Annotated in this window: 10 protein-coding genes and 1 tRNA gene; 5 read left to right on the top strand and 6 right to left on the bottom strand. The window is 43.2% G+C overall.

What is annotated here, in order from left to right:
- Positions 1 to 67: 67 nt before the first annotated feature.
- Positions 68 to 1156: a mannose-1-phosphate guanylyltransferase gene (locus KSW37_RS00300; RefSeq protein ID WP_217743408.1), complete on the bottom strand. Its 1089-nt coding sequence runs from the start codon at positions 1154 to 1156 to the stop codon at positions 68 to 70.
- Positions 1157 to 1385: 229 nt separating this feature from the next.
- Here KSW37_RS00300 and KSW37_RS00295 point away from each other — a divergent pair.
- Positions 1386 to 1470: transfer RNA gene (locus KSW37_RS00295), tRNA-Leu, on the top strand.
- 235 nt (positions 1471 to 1705) lie between these two features.
- The gene (locus KSW37_RS00290) at positions 1706 to 3280 is read left to right on the top strand and encodes a glycoside hydrolase family 28 protein (protein WP_217743407.1); all 1575 of its coding nucleotides are present in this window, start codon (positions 1706 to 1708) and stop codon (positions 3278 to 3280) included.
- Positions 3281 to 3730: 450 nt separating this feature from the next.
- On the opposite strand, the gene KSW37_RS00285 is transcribed toward KSW37_RS00290, so the two are convergent.
- From KSW37_RS00285 to KSW37_RS00275, 3 genes are read right to left on the bottom strand one after another with little or no spacing between them, the layout of a single operon-like run.
- Positions 3731 to 6034 carry a carboxypeptidase-like regulatory domain-containing protein gene (locus tag KSW37_RS00285; protein WP_217743406.1) on the bottom strand — a complete coding sequence of 768 codons (2304 nt, stop codon included), beginning with the start codon at positions 6032 to 6034 and terminating at the stop codon, positions 3731 to 3733.
- Between the two features lie 29 nt (positions 6035 to 6063).
- The gene (locus KSW37_RS00280) at positions 6064 to 6270 is read right to left on the bottom strand and encodes a hypothetical protein (protein WP_217312974.1); all 207 of its coding nucleotides are present in this window, start codon (positions 6268 to 6270) and stop codon (positions 6064 to 6066) included.
- Positions 6263 to 6562: a hypothetical protein gene (locus KSW37_RS00275; protein ID WP_217312973.1), complete on the bottom strand. Its 300-nt coding sequence runs from the start codon at positions 6560 to 6562 to the stop codon at positions 6263 to 6265. The genes KSW37_RS00280 and KSW37_RS00275 overlap by 8 nt, the downstream gene beginning before the upstream one ends.
- Before the next feature lie 693 nt (positions 6563 to 7255).
- Here KSW37_RS00275 and KSW37_RS00270 point away from each other — a divergent pair.
- From KSW37_RS00270 to KSW37_RS00260, 3 genes are read left to right on the top strand one after another with little or no spacing between them, the layout of a single operon-like run.
- A complete protein-coding gene (locus KSW37_RS00270; RefSeq protein ID WP_217312972.1) occupies positions 7256 to 10543 on the top strand; it encodes a SusC/RagA family TonB-linked outer membrane protein in 3288 nt (1095 codons plus the stop codon).
- A gap of 34 nt (positions 10544 to 10577) precedes the next feature.
- A complete protein-coding gene (locus KSW37_RS00265) occupies positions 10578 to 12626 on the top strand; it encodes a RagB/SusD family nutrient uptake outer membrane protein (protein WP_217312971.1) in 2049 nt (682 codons plus the stop codon).
- 25 nt (positions 12627 to 12651) lie between these two features.
- Positions 12652 to 15105, top strand: coding sequence for a hypothetical protein (locus tag KSW37_RS00260; protein WP_217312970.1), 2454 nt, complete (start codon positions 12652 to 12654; stop codon positions 15103 to 15105).
- Between the two features lie 179 nt (positions 15106 to 15284).
- On the opposite strand, the gene KSW37_RS00255 is transcribed toward KSW37_RS00260, so the two are convergent.
- Together KSW37_RS00255 and KSW37_RS00250 are read right to left on the bottom strand one after the other, a co-directional pair.
- Positions 15285 to 15893 (bottom strand): ribonuclease HII, encoded by a 609-nt coding sequence (locus KSW37_RS00255; protein ID WP_217312969.1) that lies wholly within the window; start codon positions 15891 to 15893, stop codon positions 15285 to 15287.
- A 422-nt stretch (positions 15894 to 16315) separates the two neighbouring features.
- Entirely contained in the window at positions 16316 to 17530 is a 1215-nt protein-coding gene (locus KSW37_RS00250) for an aminotransferase class V-fold PLP-dependent enzyme (RefSeq protein WP_217312968.1), read from the bottom strand.
- Positions 17531 to 17647 lie beyond the last annotated feature (117 nt).

Genomic DNA, 17647 nt, shown 5'->3' with positions numbered 1-17647 from the left:
CAAACAGAAAAAGAGCTGCGAATATGCTTCGCAGCTCTTTTTCTATCTATATTCCATAAATTCTTGCTTAAACAAACTCTTCGCCTTTCTTCATCTGTACCTCGTTCACATATTTGCGAACCAGGGCAGAAGAATCTTCTTTCTTGCATACCAGCAATACATTGTCTTTCTCTGCCACGATGAATCCATCCAGTCCGTTCAATACAGCCAGTTTTCCTTTAGGCAACTTGATCACATTATTGTGACAATTCTCCATCATCACATCGCTGTCAATCACCACGTTGTCATCGCTGCTCTTCTGCATCGCCTCGTAGATACTGTGCCAGGTACCCAAATCAGCCCAACCGAAGTCACACTTCATCATATAGACATTGCTAGGCTTGTCAAGGATGCCGAAATCTACTGAGATATTCGGATAAGAAGAGAAACTCTCCTTCATGTAAGCGTTCTCAGTCTCCACACTGAATTCCGGATACTGTTTATCGTAATCACGGAGTACAGGAGGCAGAATCTTGCAGAAGCACTCACGCAGATACTTCACATTAGAAAGGAATAAACCCGTATTCCAATAGAATTCTCCGCTCTCTACAAAAATCTTGGCAAACTCTCTTTCCGGCTTTTCTGTAAACGACTGTACCTTATATAATCCGTTGCCGATAGCTTCGCCCATCTGAATATATCCATATCCAGGTTCAGGACGGGTTGGCTTCACACCCATCGTCAGGAAACGGTCATGTTCAGCCACAAAAGCCAGGCCTTCCAATACGTTCTCCCGGAAAGCATCTTCATTGAAGATAGCCTGATCCGAAGGAGTTGCGATGATGCAGGCATCAGGATTGAGCATCGAGATGCGATGATTGGCCCATGCCATGCTAGGTGCCGTGTTGCGATGAATAGGTTCCGCCAATATTCGTTCTGCAGGAACCTCAGGCAACTGTTCCTTTACCAACTGAACAAATTCTTCATTTGTGTTGATGTATATATGGTCGGCAGGCACAATCTTTGCCATACGGTCAAAGGTTTGCTGAAGCTGGGTGCGCCCTACTCCAAAGAAGTCGACAAACTGCTTCGGATAGTTGCTGCGGCTGCAAGGCCATAGTCTGCGTCCCTTACCTCCTGCCAATATCACACAATAATTATTTCCGTTACTCTTCATATCTTGAGTCTAATATTTTGTTGGTTTTCTAAATTCATCTGTAAAGTTAGTGATTATCCGTGAAAGTGCCAAAGATTTTCTTGAAATTTAATAAAGTGGACTATAAAAACAACAAAAATTTAATGTTTCTGCATCAAAAATGCATTTTTCGAAAAAAAAGTTCCCAAAAAGTTTGTCAGTTCAAAAATTATTAGTACCTTTGCAACCGCAAATAAGCAAAGTGGTATTTGCCCAGATGGCGGAATCGGTAGACGCGCTGGTCTCAAACACCAGTGGAGCAATCCATCCCGGTTCGATCCCGGGTCTGGGTACCAAGATGGAGAGAAGTTCACTTCTCTCCTTTTTTCGTTTATATACCTTATTATATATATATGCACTTATAACATCATTATATATCCGCTTATATCTTATCATATCCCCCACTTCACGAAAACGTTTACAGCGATTTATTTAGAATAAGCCTTTCTATTTTTGGCTTTTCAAAAGATAATATTTATCTTTGCAGAAGAAATAACTTATATATAATAACCCAACAAACCGAAAAAATAGATGAAGAAATTTTTTAGCATGGTATGTGCTTGCTTGTTGGCGCTAAGTGCCCAGGCAACCGACATCAAAAAGTATGATGCTCTATATGAGAATCTGCCATTCCAGATGGAGAAGGTGACCCGTCCGCAATTCCCAGCCAACGAGGTAAATCTCAAGGACTTTGGTGCCATTGGCGATGGCTCTTCTCTCTGTACCACAGCCTTTGCCAAGGCTATCGATGCGCTGACTCAGAAAGGCGGCGGTAAGCTCATCGTTCCACAGGGCGTATGGTTCACAGGTCCTATCGTATTGAAGAGCAACATCAACCTGCATCTCGAAAAAGGTGCTGTCATCCTTTTCTCACCAGATGATGCTCTCTACCCTTTCATAGATACATCATTCGAGGGTCTGGATACACGCCGCTGCCAGTCGCCTATTTCTGGCCATAATCTTACCAACGTGGCAATTACCGGTCAGGGATGCATCGACGGAAACGGAGAATACTGGCGTCCTTTGAAGAAGCAGAAGGTTACAGATGCACAGTGGAAGCAGATTACTTCACGTGGCGGTGCGTTCAAGAGAGCTGACTACTGGTTCCCAACAGAGGGTGCATTGAAGGCTGACAACAGTGCCAACATGAATGTGCCTAAGACTCCTGCTTCAGAAGAAGAGTGGAACGAGATCAAGCGTTTCCTCCGTCCGGTAATGATCAGTCTCGTAAGCTGCAAGAACGTTTGGCTCAATGGTGTCATCTTCCAGAACTCTCCTGCATGGAACATTCATCCGCTGATGTGCGAGAACGTTCTTATAGAAGATGTATTGGTTCGCAACCCTTCATACGCTCAGAATGGTGACGGCCTTGACCTGGAGAGCTGCAAGAATGCACTCATCGTCAACTCTACTTTCGATGTAGGCGATGACGGTATCTGTATCAAGAGCGGTAAGGATGCTGACGGAAGAAAGCGCGGCATTCCTTGCGAGAATGTCATCGTAAACGGCTGTACCGTATTCAAGGGTCATGGCGGTTTCGTTGTTGGTAGCGAGATGAGCGGTGGTGTGAAGAATATCAAGGTGAGCGACTGCCAGTTCCTCGGCACCGATGTAGGTCTCCGTTTCAAGAGTACCCGCGGTCGTGGTGGCGTAGTAGAGAATATTTACATCGACAACATGTCAATGTTTGATATCCAGACAGATGTCATCACCTTCGATCTCTATTACGGTGGCAAGTCTGCCGTAGAAGTTCTCAACGATGGCGATGAGACTAAGAGCCAGAAGGTACAGAAGTTCAAGGTAGATGAAACAACTCCTTGCTTCCGCAATATCGACATCAACCATGTCATCTGCCGTACAGCCCGTCGAGCAGCTTACTTTAACGGCCTTCCAGAGATGCCGGTAAGCAATATCCACATCAAGGATATGGAGGTAAACAATGCAGAGCATGGTATTGTCATCAACCGTACCGATGGCGTGAAGCTTGAGAACATCAAGGTAAGTGCAAAGACCCACACCTTCGATGCCAAGAACTCAAAGAATGTAACTGTCAACGACAAGACATATAAGAAGATTGACGAGAAGGGTATTACCCTCGATTTCTAAAGAACTCATATAAAGTTTTTGCAAGTCCTTCCTTACTTAAATAAAGGGCTTGCAAAAGCTTATCAAACTCCTTAGTAATGATAAAAAATAACTTGGTACAAAATGCTAAGCAGATTTGCACCAAGTTTTTTACTGTTACTTAGCATTATCATCCTTATCAAATAACACGGACAAATCGAATTTGTCTTACACTTTATAGAAGGTGATTTATTGATGATTACAATTAGCAAGACTGGCGAACGAGACAAATTCATACACATAGAAGATAGCAAATACCCATTTTCTTGACATAGCACTTCAGCAAGTATTTGCAAGGTCACACCAACAAATCTACCATTACTTGGTTAGCCTCAAAAAAAGAATTTTGAAAGCTAACCAAATAACGTTTTTCCAAAGCCGAGCTACAAAGTTCGGTTATATTTAAAGCTTCAAACTGCCTCATTATTATTACTATTTATCATATTCCAAAACACCAGAACGTTCCTTTTTATCTAATTCCACATCTTGGAAATTGTGTTTCTTTCCATACGAAATGCGATAACTACAACCTAAAGTAAACATATTCGTAGAAATACGTGGGCTATATTGGTGTGAATTCTTATAATACCTGTCCCTATTGTACTCTATAGTTGTTTTATTATTCATAAAAGGATTCTTTGCATTTATCGTAAAGTGCCAATTCCTATAATTATATCCCAGTGCTATTTTTAATGACATCGGATTTTTAATTCTCGTTCCCATAGAAAGGACAGAAGTCGGAGAATACAACTCAACTTTAGCATTTGCATTCTTACATATATACGTAAATATAGTTCCAAACATCACTTGACTATTAGTAAGCGAAGGGAATATTCTCTCAATACTATAAGTGTACTCAACTGTCCCCAACCAGCTCAATCTTTTTGGTATCAGATTATACTGAATGGCACCATTCATAAGAAGTCGCTCATAAAGTCCCCCATTTTCATACCGATGAACAAACAAATCCCTTTCTTGATCATAATACACATTTTCAAACAAGAGTTTGCTTGTATTTTCATATTGCGCAAACAGCTCTATCATACCCCATTTATGAAGACTATTGTATGTTATATTCGACAGGAAAGTACTACTCGTCTTAATATCTGTATTACCTTTCAAAACTTGGTATTTATCCAAAGTCTGCTCCGAGTCATTATAATATTTTATCTGTGGGTCATACACACCGCCTCCTATGTTACCACTTAACGTCTTACGAGAAGCCAAATTCGCTTGCCAAAACATAGATGGCACCAAATAAAATTTAGTATAAGACGGATTTTTCCCATCATCTATCGTCATTATTCTTTCCGACAACTGGGGAGTTATCTTTAGTTTATGAGATACCAGTTGTATATTATCTCCAATGGTAATGATAGCTTGGTCATAATTCAATTTATTCGTAGACAGTTTGCCGTTTTCATTATAAATACTCTTCGTTTGATCGTAGGAGTAATTGACATCCACAAATGCTAATTGCTTACCTATAAGTAATCCATAAAGCACGCTTGGACTAACATGATAAAACTTTTCATTTGTAACCGCGTTTATATTAGTTAACGAGTTATACTTTCTTGTCAAATCCGTCTCACTATAACTACCGTTTAACTTAACCTTGAAAATTGACTGTTTTGTTTTTCGTTGATAATACAACTGCAACGCATAAGAAGAATAATCTTTATGCTTTACATCTGTTGAAGTTCTATCAACTCCATCAAAAATTTCTTGAATGTTTTTTTGATACCACTCATGATTCTTACTAAGATACCCAGCTATTTGAAACATATCTTTTTTCCATTGCTTCAAGTAAGAAAGCTTACCTGTCAAAGCATTATTGTGCTTAGGTGATGCTAGTATTTTATCATCCTTCAATACTGTACGATCATTAAGTTGCATTCCAACCAAGGAGTTGTCGCCCTCCTTTGGCTTAAAATGGAAATAGTTATCGGAAAACTGCACATTAAATTCTTGTCCCTTTCGGTAGTGCTTCCAATCCAACAGATCATTACCTTTCAGTAGATTCAAGTTTTGATTCCCGTTTAAATATAATTGTCCACCATGATTTCTATCTTTCATGATAAAATCTATTACAGAGCTAGCCGTTGGATGGGCTGGCGAAAAATCTTTATAATAATCAATTCGTTTAATATCCTGAGGATTTAGAGTTGCGATTTCGTCTGATTTCACCTCACGACCATTAATGCATATCAAGGTTCCATTTCCTCTAGTTGACACGGTCTTATCTACAACATCAACATATAATCCAGGAATGGACATTAGTGACAGCATACTATACCCATCATGGGCGTTTCGTTTTTGCAATGAAGTAGGAAGAATCACCATCTTATCGTCTTTTAAGAAAACATTATCAGCATCTACAGTAACCTCATTGAGCATGTTTTCCGATGGTCTTAGTTTGATTTGAACGCTTTTACTATCTACATTTCTTATGATTAGGCTTTCTGTTTCATACCCCATACAAGACACTTTTAGCCAAATTGGCACATCTATATCCAGCTTAAAATTTCCTTGATTATCAGCAGACAAGATGTTACTAGGAATCGAATCTTTTAGACTTTTAAAAACCATCACATTAGCAAATGGTATTGGATTTCCTTGAGTATTCAATACCACACAATGAATTCTATTTTCATTCATTGCATCAGCTTTTATCCACCCTATAGATAATAGTAATACTATTAGCAAAGCAGTTTGTTTCATCTTAAATTTCATCATTAACCTCATTAATTAAATTTCATAAATACTTAAATGTGTAAAGAGCATTGATACTTTTCATGGCATCCATTATCGCCATCACAATGCAGTACACTAATACACCAGTTATCAGGACTTTGTTCTGCAAGATTTAGCAGACCTCCTATAGTCAGTGGGTCTGTCTCTAAACGCTGCTCCAATGACTCCAAGAAGGAATCTGGAAGTTCATTGTTTAGTGATTTGATTTTTTTACTCATAATTCTTTGTTTTAATAAATTTCTGTTTATATATCTTTCGTATGGCATTTTCAACAAAGCCTTTCATTTGCGTGCAATGAATTTTGCTTTTTGCGAGACAACCACCTCCACAAAATAAAGCACACTCACACAATAGACATTCGTCAAAAAAGGTATGTCGCTCCAAATCTAATACCATATTTTTGTCAACAATATCCATAGCTCCACTATATCCATGGAGCATAACATACTTATCTGTATCTACTTGTGCAGAAATCACATAAGAAGATTTACGATATTGTTTACTAGTCATTGCTTTCTTTTTTTAAATATTTGCAAAATTAATAAAATATACCAAACATCAAAATTAAAAAGAAATATTCTTTGTTTATTTAACTTTTTTCTTTATTTTTGCATAAAAATTAAAAGATTTATGAAGATTAATAAAAAGAAAGCCCAAATTGCTGTATGAAAACTGCAACTAAAGGCTCTATAACCTTTGACAACATCCCTACCAACGCCTTACTATTGCTCAAAGATATTAGCAAAGGCGAAGAATGCAGACCATTTACTTTCGTCAATGGAAAACAAACATGGTGGTAGAAGAGACACATCTCCTTGGAGCCAATGCCTCCAAGGAGAACGACAAATACTCTTTGAGATTCTAATCTTCTTTATTTTTTGCACACATTTTAACCAAAAACATAAAAAATTACGTTTTTCTTAAAATAATTCATTTTTTTCTTGGAAGTCTTAAATCTTTTTTGTACTTTTGTAGGCGATAAAAAAATGACGCAACCTAGAAATATAAAATAATAAAAACTTTCCTCTTGGATTCTTTTATATAGATTCAGCCGAAGTTTTTTTCAGATGTTAGATGACGAAGAAAGTAATTTTTGAAAATTCTGGTAATAGGCTCCTATATATTATATAATAATGTGTAGCATGCTTAAAGGCCTAATTTACATAAACAAAAACAAATAGTAAAATTTTAAAAGTTAGTTACATGGTGAACGCAATCAAAAAATTGTGTAAAGTCTGCCTAGTAACGACAATGGTATTAACACCATCTTCTGTCCTCGCACAGAATGTCGTGAAAGGTACCGTGCTGGACGCAAACAACGAGCCAGTGATCGGAGCATCTGTCATTGAAAAGGGAAACCCTAAGAATGGCACAGTTACTGACCTCGATGGTAATTTTACGCTTAACCTGAAAGCCGGCAAGACTGCCGTTATCTCTTACATCGGTATGGTGGCACAAGAGGTAAAAGTGGGGGGGCAAGCCCAAACCATCGTATTGAAGGATGACAACAGTCAGCTCAACGAAGTTGTCGTTGTCGGTTATACAAGTAAAGCCCGCAAGGACCTCACCGGTTCTGTAGGTTCTATTTCTGGCCAAAAGCTTGCTGTTGTTCCAGTGGCTTCTGCTGCTGAGGCTTTGGCTGGTAAAATTGCCGGTGTGCAGGTTACCACAGTCGATGGTGCTCCTGGTGCCGACATCAACATCCGTATTCGTGGTGGTTCAGCCATCTCTAGTTCCCAGGACTCTAAACCTTTGTTTATCGTCGATGGATTCCAGGCTGACAACATCAACGACATCCCTCCTACCGATATCCAGAGTATCGATGTATTGAAGGATGCTTCCCTCACCGCTGTTTATGGTGCACGAGGTGGTAATGGTGTAGTTATCGTTACTACTAAATCTGCACAGGCTGGTAAGGTGAAGGTTGATTTCAATGCATACGGTCAGCTCTCTTGGCTGGCAGGCAAGCAGGAAATGCTGGATACTTACGAATTCGTCAAGTATCAGTTGGACGGAACCTATGACAGCAACAGCAAGAAGTACGCATTCCGCCGTGACTTCGGTAACCCTAACGACCTTGACATCTACAAGACAAAGACTACCCACGACTGGCAAGATGAGCTGATGGGCGACCCAGCCTTGACCCAGATGTACAATGTTACCGTAAATGGTGGTAACGAGAAGTTGCGCTTCAGCACCTCTCTCACCCAGCACAACCAGGATGGTATCATCTCAAACTCTGGTGTTCGCCGTACCAACATGAATACCAAGATCAATGTCAAGTTGGCTAAGAACGTTAACCTCCTGGTAAACCCTCGTTTTACTTATCGTCGTGACCTCGGTGCAGGTGCCAGCGGCATCGGTACAGGTGGTTTGGTGGGCGTATTGAACTACAAGCCAACCAATGGTCTCCGTGAGTTTACCAGCTATGATGATGAGTGGCAGGACTTCTCTGTAGAGCGTTACTGGAAGCTGGCTAGTCCTTTGGACGACATCAATCAGAATTATCTGCTGAAGCATTCTTACAGTTTCACCAACCAGGCTAGTCTCACATGGGAAATCATTCCTAACCTGACCTTCCGTTCAGACATTGCCCAGTTCTGGTCCTTCTCAGACAACAACCGTTTCTACGGCTATCTGACAGATGAGGCTGCCAAGAACGAGAACATGCCTGTGGCTCAGATTACAAACACCCGTGGTTTCAAGTATACATGGACAAATACCCTGAACTATAGCTTAACCCTGAAGGAGAAGCACAACCTCTCTTTCTTGCTCGGTCAGGAGGTTCAGCATACACAAACCACAACCAACTATCAGGCATCCCGCTATTTCCCACAGAGCACATCTCCAAGATATGCTTTCAACAACATGGGTCTGGGTTCTGCATACGCCAGCACATCAAGCGTAACAACTCCTAACCGTATTGCATCTTACTTCGGTCAGATCAACTACAACTATATGCACAAGTACCTGCTTTCAGGTACCATGCGTGCCGATGGTTCTACCCGATTCGCCCCAGGTAACCAGTGGGGTTACTTCCCTTCTATCTCTGGTGCATGGGTTATCTCTGAAGAGTCTTGGTGGAACAAGGACGTTGTTGATCAGTTGAAGATCCGTGCAGCTTTCGGTCTTTCAGGTAACAACAATATCGGTGATGACCGTTGGCGCTATCAGTATAACATCAATGCCCAGGGTGGTCCTAGCTGGGGCGAGAACTCAACAACCCAGAATGGTGACAAGTATTATGCATCAGACGGTTTGTTCCCTAACAACAAGATTAAGTGGGAGACTACCGTAACACGCAACCTGGCTGCTGATATTTCTCTCTTCAAGGGTCGCATTACGCTTACTCCTGAAGTTTACTGGAACACCACACGCGACTTGCTCTACAAGTGCCAGATTCCTACCACAACCGGTTACTCACAGCAGTGGCAGAACGTAGGTCGTGTATCTAATAAGGGTTTCGAGCTTTCTATCAATGGCGATATCCTCCGCGGTAAGGACTATGTTCTCTCTGCTAACTTCAACATGGGTATGAACAAGACCAAGGTAGAGAAGATTAACGGTACAGATGCCTACATCCCTGGCAAGTCTTGGGATTCAGAGGATAACTTCCGCCTTGTAGAGGGTAAGGAAGTTGGTCTTATCTATGGTTATGTATACGAAGGCCTATATGGTTTCAATGAATTCCACAGAAATGGCTTCAGCTATGCAGCCAATGATGAGGAATACCTGGCAGAAAACCCTGGCGTACAGGAGAAGCCAACCGTTACAGGTCTGTTTGGTACAGCTCCTGGCCGTATCAAGCTGAAGGATATCAACGGTGATGGCAAGATCGACATCAACGACCGTACTGTAGTTGGTAATACCAACCCTAAGGTACAGGGTGGTTTCGGTTTGTCAGGAAAGTGGAAGAACTTCGACTTCACAGCCAACTTCACCTACATGCTCGACTTCGACGTGATCAACGCTACCGCATACCAGCTTTCATCAGCAAAGGGTGCCAGCCAGATCAATCCTCGCAACGTATTGAAGAAGTTTGACTATAACAACCGTTGGGTTTATCATGGAGATATCTACATCGAGAATGCAGATGGAACCAAGAGTATCTACAACCTCAACGAGTGCCTGTTGGGCAATTCACAGCACATCGATTACCTCGATATTTACGAAGAGCTCAATGCCGGCAAGACCTTGTGGAACCCACAGGATGTAACCAAGAACTACACCCTTTCCAACTTCGTAGAAGATGGTTCATTCCTCCGTCTCAACGACTTGACAATCGGTTACACATTGCCTACAACCCTTACAAAGAAGTGGGGTATCTCTCGCCTCCGTTTGTATGTTACAGGCTCTAACATCTTCTGCATCACAGGCTACTCTGGCTATGACCCAGAAGTTGACATTCAGAATGGCTTGACACCAAACGTTGACTGGAACCGCTACCCACGTAGCCACAGCTACCTCTTCGGTGTGAACCTTTCATTCTAAACTAGGTATATAATATATAATAAGGAAATACAATATGAAAATTAAAAATATATTGATGTGCAGTCTGTTGCTGGCAGGCTTGTCTTCCTGCAACGACTACTTGGATGTAGACGCTCCTTCTAAGGTGACCGACAAACAAGTGTTCAGCAGTACAGAAGAAGCCGACCGCTTGTTGAATGCGGTTTACCAGTCTACTTGTAGCGGTAGCACATACGGCAATGCATACCTCACAACCTTCAATTTCAGCAGCGATGTAGAATTCTCTACTTCTTCTGCCGAAGAGCAAAGCGTAAGCCACAACGACTGGAAGCAGTTTGACGGTGAGGCTGACGGTAGTAGCATCAAGAGCACCTGGGATGCGGCTTACCAGACTATCGAGCGTGCCAACAACTTTATAAATGCAGCAGAGAAGTCATCACTCTACGGCAATGCAGACCTCGACCAGATGATTGGTGAGGCAAAGTGTATCCGTGCTATGAACTATCTCGACCTGGTGATTCTCTGGGGAGATATCCCTTTCACCTTCACCCGTACTTACGATCAGGAATCTCTGATCATGCCTATGGGAAACCGTGATGAGATTCTTACAGCTCTTATCAACGACCTGAAGCAGGCTGCGCCAAAGATGAAGAAGGCTAAGGAAATCACAGAAGGCGTAGAGCGCTGCTCTAAGGAGTTTGCATGGTCTCTCATTGCCCGCATCTCCATGTTCCGTGCCGGTTATTCCCTCCGCCATGGCGAAGATACAAAGGCTGCAGGTACCATGGAGCGTGCTGCTGACTATGAGGAGTATTACAAGATTGCCCGTACATACGCAGATTCTGTCATCCAGGAAGGTACTCATGCGTTGACCAACGACTACATGAAGGTATTCAACGATGAGTGTAACTATGCAGTTGTAAGCAACGACGATGTCATCTTCGAAATCCCATTCGTACAGAATGTAAACGGAAACATCGGATATATCCAAGGTCCTAAGGCAGACTTCTCAAGTGCCGGTGATACCGATCACCCTTGGGGTAAGATGAGTGGTAGCGTAGGTTTGAATGCTTTCTATCGCTTCACATTTGACAAGGAAGATGTACGCCGCAATACTGTAGGCTACTGGTCTTACGGATACAATGGTATTGCTGCATTGCAGAATTCATATACCAACTACTGTCTGAAGTGGTCTAAGCTTTGGGACAGAAGTCATACCCAGGGTAATACCTCTGAAGGCAATACCGGTATCAACTTCCCATACATGCGCTATGCTGACGTTCTCCTGATGTATGCAGAGGCAGAAAACGAATTGAACGGTCCTACCGATGCAGCCAAGAATGCATTGAAGCAGGTTCGTGAGCGTGCGTTCCGTGGTGCAGCCAACAAGGCTGAAAAGGTAGACGGCTATGTAAGTGCACTCGGTACCAAGGATGAGTTCTTTAAGGCTATCGTTGACGAACGTGCCTGGGAATTTGGCGGTGAGAATATCCGCTGGAAGGATCTTGTTCGCTGGAACCTCTACAGCCAGGTGCTCTACAAGAACTTCTGGAAGTATTATGGTATGGGTTGCGACCGTGACGACAGCTACGACGTAGATGGTAACTTCAATGATTTACCAAATGACTTCTTCTACAGAACCCGTACAAGAGCTCAGTGGAACCAGCAGGTAGCAGAAAACCCAGAGAAGTATAATGCTGCCAACTATCCTGAGGTATTCAACTTCGCCAATACAGATGCCAGCCTCGGTATCATTGAGGTTTACAAGACTCAGGGCGATGACTTCAGCATCGATAATCTTTGGGAGAACTGGGGACTCAACGGTAAGCTGATGCCTCAGGAAGGTGGAGAAGCCGACTGGAAGAAAGCATATCTTTTCGACTGGCTCGATGAGAACACAGGTATAGCTAAGGCTCAGTGCAGATGCTCTATCAGAGGTTACATCTACATTGACCAGCTGGGAGTTATGCAGACGACCAATATTCCTGAGTATAACAGCGAAGTAAACTTGTCTACTCTCCCATCCGTAAGATACATCCTGCCAATTCCAAAAGATGTAATCAGCCGCAGCCTGGGACAGTACAAGAATTATTATGGTTATTAATCAATGACTTAGAATCATAAAAGATATGAAGAAATTATTTATATTTTCAATGATATTAGCTGCAACCATGTCGTTCTTTGCTTCATGTAAAGACGACGATGGTTACAACGATGCAGACGCTGACCGTCTGCCTATGCCTATGTTCCGCAGTACACAGAACACGGCATCATCAACCACTCCCTATTATTGTGACATTGCTTCAAGAGTAGATCCAAACATCGCACTCTACCTGCAGCAGCACGGCTATAAGTCAAGTACACACGTCAATGATATGCGCCTGTTCTGGTATGGTGTAGATGGTGCAGATGCATACGAATTGAAAGGAAAAGTAATGGGAACCTCATGGGACAAGGAGGAAAATCCAAATCTTCTGGATACCATATTGACTGCAGATCAGCTTTCTTTCCTGCACGAAGACTTGCAGTATAGCACAGGTTATCTGTATGCCATCCGTGCCCTCGTTGACAAAAACGATTTGAACAATCCTCACAACTCCAAGTGGTTTGGTATGGGTGATGGTTCTCATCAGGTTGACCAGTCACGTGATGACAGCCGTAACCAGACAGGTTCATTAACAACAGGTATGCGCTACGATGTACCAAGCGTATTCTGGACTGAGAACGTAACCAAGACTTCTATGGATGTGTGCTTCATGCCACAGACAGAAGGCAATTACGAGAAGGATTACAAGGATTTCTTCAAGGCTGGTGCCGAGGTAAAGGATGGAGAGTGGGTATTCGATGAAATCCGCGTGGTTCCATCTGCCGATAATGCGCAGCTTCCAGAACACATCATCAAGCCTACTGCTGAACAGCGTGCCGCTGGCCGTGTTCATATTGAAGGTCTGGAATCTAACGCTGCTTATATCGTAAGCGGACAGAACAACAACATCAAGCGCTACTACGACCGCCAGTACAACTCTACCATGGTACGTATGGAAGGTGACCCAGGCGAGCCTATCCTCATCAAGGCAAATACAGCAGAAGAGGCTAAGCGCGATACCTTGTTGCAGAACATGGGCTTGCAGAAGGGTAAGATCTTCGGTTGCGAGAACCTTGTTGCTACCCGTATCGATACCATCCTGACCAACTATATGTCTGACAATAAGATTGCAGAAGGTCAGGTATTCTATCTGGAAGGCGGCAAGACATACTACTGCTCTTCAACAGTTGAAATGACCAAGGGCTTTACCATTGCAACCAATCCTGCGGATATTGCTGCTGGTAAGGGTCGTGCAACCATTCTCCAGGGAATCGGTTACAACAGCGAGGCTAAGACCGCAGCAAATGCAGTGAACTGGGGATTGTGCCGCAATGCACGTTCTGGTGCAGAGAATGGTGTGACATTGGCTATCCAGCCTATCATCATGCAGGACATCAACTTCCACCCAATGGCTTGGTTCAACTACTTCGACCAGAAGGGAGAAAACGGTAATCCACAATGTACTATTACCCAGAACTACTTCATGAATATGTACAGCCAGGGATTGTCATTCTCACTCGCTGAACTTCGTATCGAAAGATGTACATTCAGTGGCCATGTTCGTGGTTTCATCCGTTTCCAGGGTCCTAACCGTCAGCTCATTGAAAAGTTGACCGTCAACGATTGTGTATTCTACGATGAAGGTGGCTATGATACCAACGGCCGTGGTTACTCATGGTTCGCAGGTCCAGGTAACAACCGCAAGTCAAACTTCTACAAGAATTTGACCTTCACCAATAACACCATCATCAACAGTCCACGCCACGCCTTGATTTCAGAGGCAAAGAACCTGGCTTGGCCTGATGGTACAAAATGGAACATCAATGTATCTAACAATACATTCGTCAACTTCTCACCACGCTCTAACAACAAGAGCCACGGTTTGATGTTCGAAATCCAATATGCTCCAGGTGGTTCTAAGATTACCTGCAAGAAGAACCTCTTCGTATTTGCCGGTAACAAGAATGATGGTGCCCGTGACTACTTCCAGAAGGGTATGATCATCAATACCAAGGATATTACTTACGACTTCGCAGACAACTACTCTACCGTAGTTCCTGCTTACGACAAGTATAAGACATCTACAGACCCTAAGTCAAACCTCCTGGATGGTATGTTCATGCAGAACGCATTCTCTAACTCTAAGACTGGTGCCGGCTACAACAAGGGAGCTCTCAACATCGGTGGTGAAGGTGAAACCCAAATTAAGTTTGGTGACAACCATAACGGGAATGAGGCAGACGCTGTAGGCTACCAGCTTGAGGCTGGCGAGCTCTTCAAGAGTCCTTGGACTATCGGTACAGTAAATGCCAAGGAGAAGTTCCAGAAGGATGCTTACCGTTACTCAGACATCAGTGGTTTCTACTACAATGCTTCTGACAAGGTGAAGAGACATCCTATCTATACCAAGGAAATCGGTGACCCACGCTGGCGCACTGGTAAGTCTTGGGATGGTGGCAAGAACCACACAGTAAAGAGTGGTGATCTGACTTACTAAATTATATTATCAGATATACATATTTAATAAAAAACAAAGAGGGCGAGCCTGTGAAGGTTCGTCCTCTTATTTTTTTATCAATACTGCCCTAAAAAATGAAACAGGCTTCGATGGCAAACGAAGCCTGTTTCATTGAGCATCGAAGCCTGTTTCATAAAAAGGGGCATAACAGGGGGTCTCTAATCCTTGAAATCAATACTCAATTCGCCAGTGCCTAAAAGATTATAGCTCATACGATGATAAGGCGTAACACCAAATTCCCTGATGGCAGCACGATGCTTCTTGGTAGGATAACCCTTGTTGCCTTTCCAATCGTACTGCGGATATTCTTCTGCCAGCGCATCCATGTAATCATCACGATAGGTCTTGGCAAGGATGCTGGCAGCTGCAATAGACAGATACTTGCCGTCACCCTTTACGATGGTTGTATAAGGCAAATCCTTGTAGGGTTTGAAGCGGTTACCATCCACGATAACTGCCTCCGGACGAACCTTGAGCTGGTCCAGGGCACGGTGCATAGCCAGGATACTGGCGTTGAGGATATTGATTTTATCGATTTCTTCGGGAGTAACAATGCCCACAGCCCAAGCTACGGCATCACGCTCTATCTGCACGCGGAGCGCCTTGCGCTTCTTATCCGTGAGCTTCTTACTATCGTTCAAATCGGCATTCTGATAACCGGGAGGAAGAATGACGGCTGCAGCATATACGCTGCCAGCCAAACATCCTCTGCCAGCCTCATCGCAGCCAGCCTCTACCATATCCTTATAATAATGACTTTCTAACATAATTATGATGAATTTTACGTTTATCTCTTCACTCTTCACCTCTATTTTGTAACCGCTTAATTATAGGGCAGTTACAAAGATAAGAGCATTTTAACTCTTCACCCACTCTTCACCCACTCTTCACCTACTCTTCACCCTCATAGCACCAGGCGGTGAAGAGAGGGTGAAGAGTGGGTGAAGAGCCAGAACGTCTCTTCAGCGCGTAAGTATCAGTATAACAACACGTTACGACAAAATGGTGAAGAGTGAAGAGTATTTGGGCATTCCAACCTCAACTTTCTGATAACTGCCAAACGCAAACAGCCAACTGTCCGCAGTAGCGCCAGTTGGCTGTTCTTTGCTTGCCAGTGGGTTGTCTTTCGCTCGCCAGTTGGCTAAATAAGGCTTTTACGTGCGCTGTAAACGGCTTAAATGATTTTTCCTTAGAACATCATAGCCACTCGTTTAACGCCCGCTACAAGCGCATCTATTTCTTCCTTTGTATTATATAGGGCAAAGCTGGCACGAACGGTGCCGAGAATACCATAGCGGTCCATCAAAGGCTGAGCGCAATGATGACCGGTACGTACAGCGATGCCCAGACGGTCGAGCAAGGTGCCCATATCCATGTGATGAATATCACCAACCAAGAAGCTGACAACGGCATCTTTGCCATCCTGTTCACCAAAAAGTCTGATTCCATCGATGGTTCGCATCTGCTCCATGCAGTAACGGGTCAATTCCTGCTCATGCTTGGCAATGTTATCCATGCCGAGTGCAGAGACATAATCGATGGCCTTTGCCAGACCGTGGGTAGCTACATAATCAGGAGTACCAGCCTCAAACTTGAATGGCAACTTCTCGAAAGTAGTCTTCTCGAAACTTACGCTCTCAATCATTTCACCACCTCCCTGATAAGGAGGCAACTTGTCGAGCCATTCTTCCTTGCCGTAAAGCACACCGATACCGGTAGGACCATAAATCTTATGTCCGCTGAAAGCGAAGAAATCGCAATCCATATCCTGTACATCCACAGCGAAGTGAGGAGTACTCTGAGCGCCATCCACCATGACAGGTACATCGTGCTCATGAGCTATCTTAATCATCTCTTTTACCGGATTCACCGTACCGAGCACGTTGCTCACCTGGGCAATGCTCACGATTTTGGTGCGTTCGGTAAATAAATTGGCGAATTCATCGAGGTTAATCTCACCTTTATCGTTGATTGGGATGACACGGATGGCAATTCCCTTCTTGGCTGCCTGCAACTGCCAAGGCACGATATTGGAGTGATGCTCCATGGTAGAGATAATCACCTCATCACCCTCGCTCATAAAGGCATCGCAGAACGATGAAACCACGAGATTCAGACTCTCGGTAGTACCACGGGTAAAGATGACTTCCTCAACCTTTGGCGCATTGATAAACTTGCGCACGGTTTCGCGGGCTGCCTCATGAAGGTCGGTAGCCTGCTGAGAGAGATAGTGAACGCCACGATGCACATTGGCATTTACATTGAGATACTCGTCGCGCATGGCATCGAGCACGCACAATGGCTTCTGCGTGGTTGCCGCATTATCCAGATACACCAATGGCTTATCATAGACCTTTCTCGATAAAATCGGGAAATCTGCTCTTACTTGATTGATATCATACATAATTTTAAGAAGTTAAGAAGTTAAGGAGTTAAAGAAGTTAAGACATCGGTAAATCTGTCTTCAAAAGGAATCTCAAACAATATAACAATTGTCTTAACTCCTTTAACTTCTTAACTC

Origin of the sequence: Segatella copri (assembly GCF_019127135.1) — a bacterium.
Classification (GTDB): Bacteria; Bacteroidota; Bacteroidia; order Bacteroidales; family Bacteroidaceae; genus Prevotella.
This window is presented reverse-complemented; position numbering and strand designations above follow the sequence as displayed.

Coding starts and splice junctions, on each gene's coding strand:
- KSW37_RS00300 (WP_217743408.1), bottom strand. CDS start 1,156: ATGAAGAGTAACGGAAATAATTATTGTGTGATATTGGCAGGAGGTAAG.
- KSW37_RS00290 (WP_217743407.1), top strand. CDS start 1,706: ATGAAGAAATTTTTTAGCATGGTATGTGCTTGCTTGTTGGCGCTAAGT.
- KSW37_RS00285 (WP_217743406.1), bottom strand. CDS start 6,034: ATGATGAAATTTAAGATGAAACAAACTGCTTTGCTAATAGTATTACTA.
- KSW37_RS00280 (WP_217312974.1), bottom strand. CDS start 6,270: ATGAGTAAAAAAATCAAATCACTAAACAATGAACTTCCAGATTCCTTC.
- KSW37_RS00275 (WP_217312973.1), bottom strand. CDS start 6,562: ATGACTAGTAAACAATATCGTAAATCTTCTTATGTGATTTCTGCACAA.
- KSW37_RS00270 (WP_217312972.1), top strand. CDS start 7,256: ATGGTGAACGCAATCAAAAAATTGTGTAAAGTCTGCCTAGTAACGACA.
- KSW37_RS00265 (WP_217312971.1), top strand. CDS start 10,578: ATGAAAATTAAAAATATATTGATGTGCAGTCTGTTGCTGGCAGGCTTG.
- KSW37_RS00260 (WP_217312970.1), top strand. CDS start 12,652: ATGAAGAAATTATTTATATTTTCAATGATATTAGCTGCAACCATGTCG.
- KSW37_RS00255 (WP_217312969.1), bottom strand. CDS start 15,893: ATGTTAGAAAGTCATTATTATAAGGATATGGTAGAGGCTGGCTGCGAT.
- KSW37_RS00250 (WP_217312968.1), bottom strand. CDS start 17,530: ATGTATGATATCAATCAAGTAAGAGCAGATTTCCCGATTTTATCGAGA.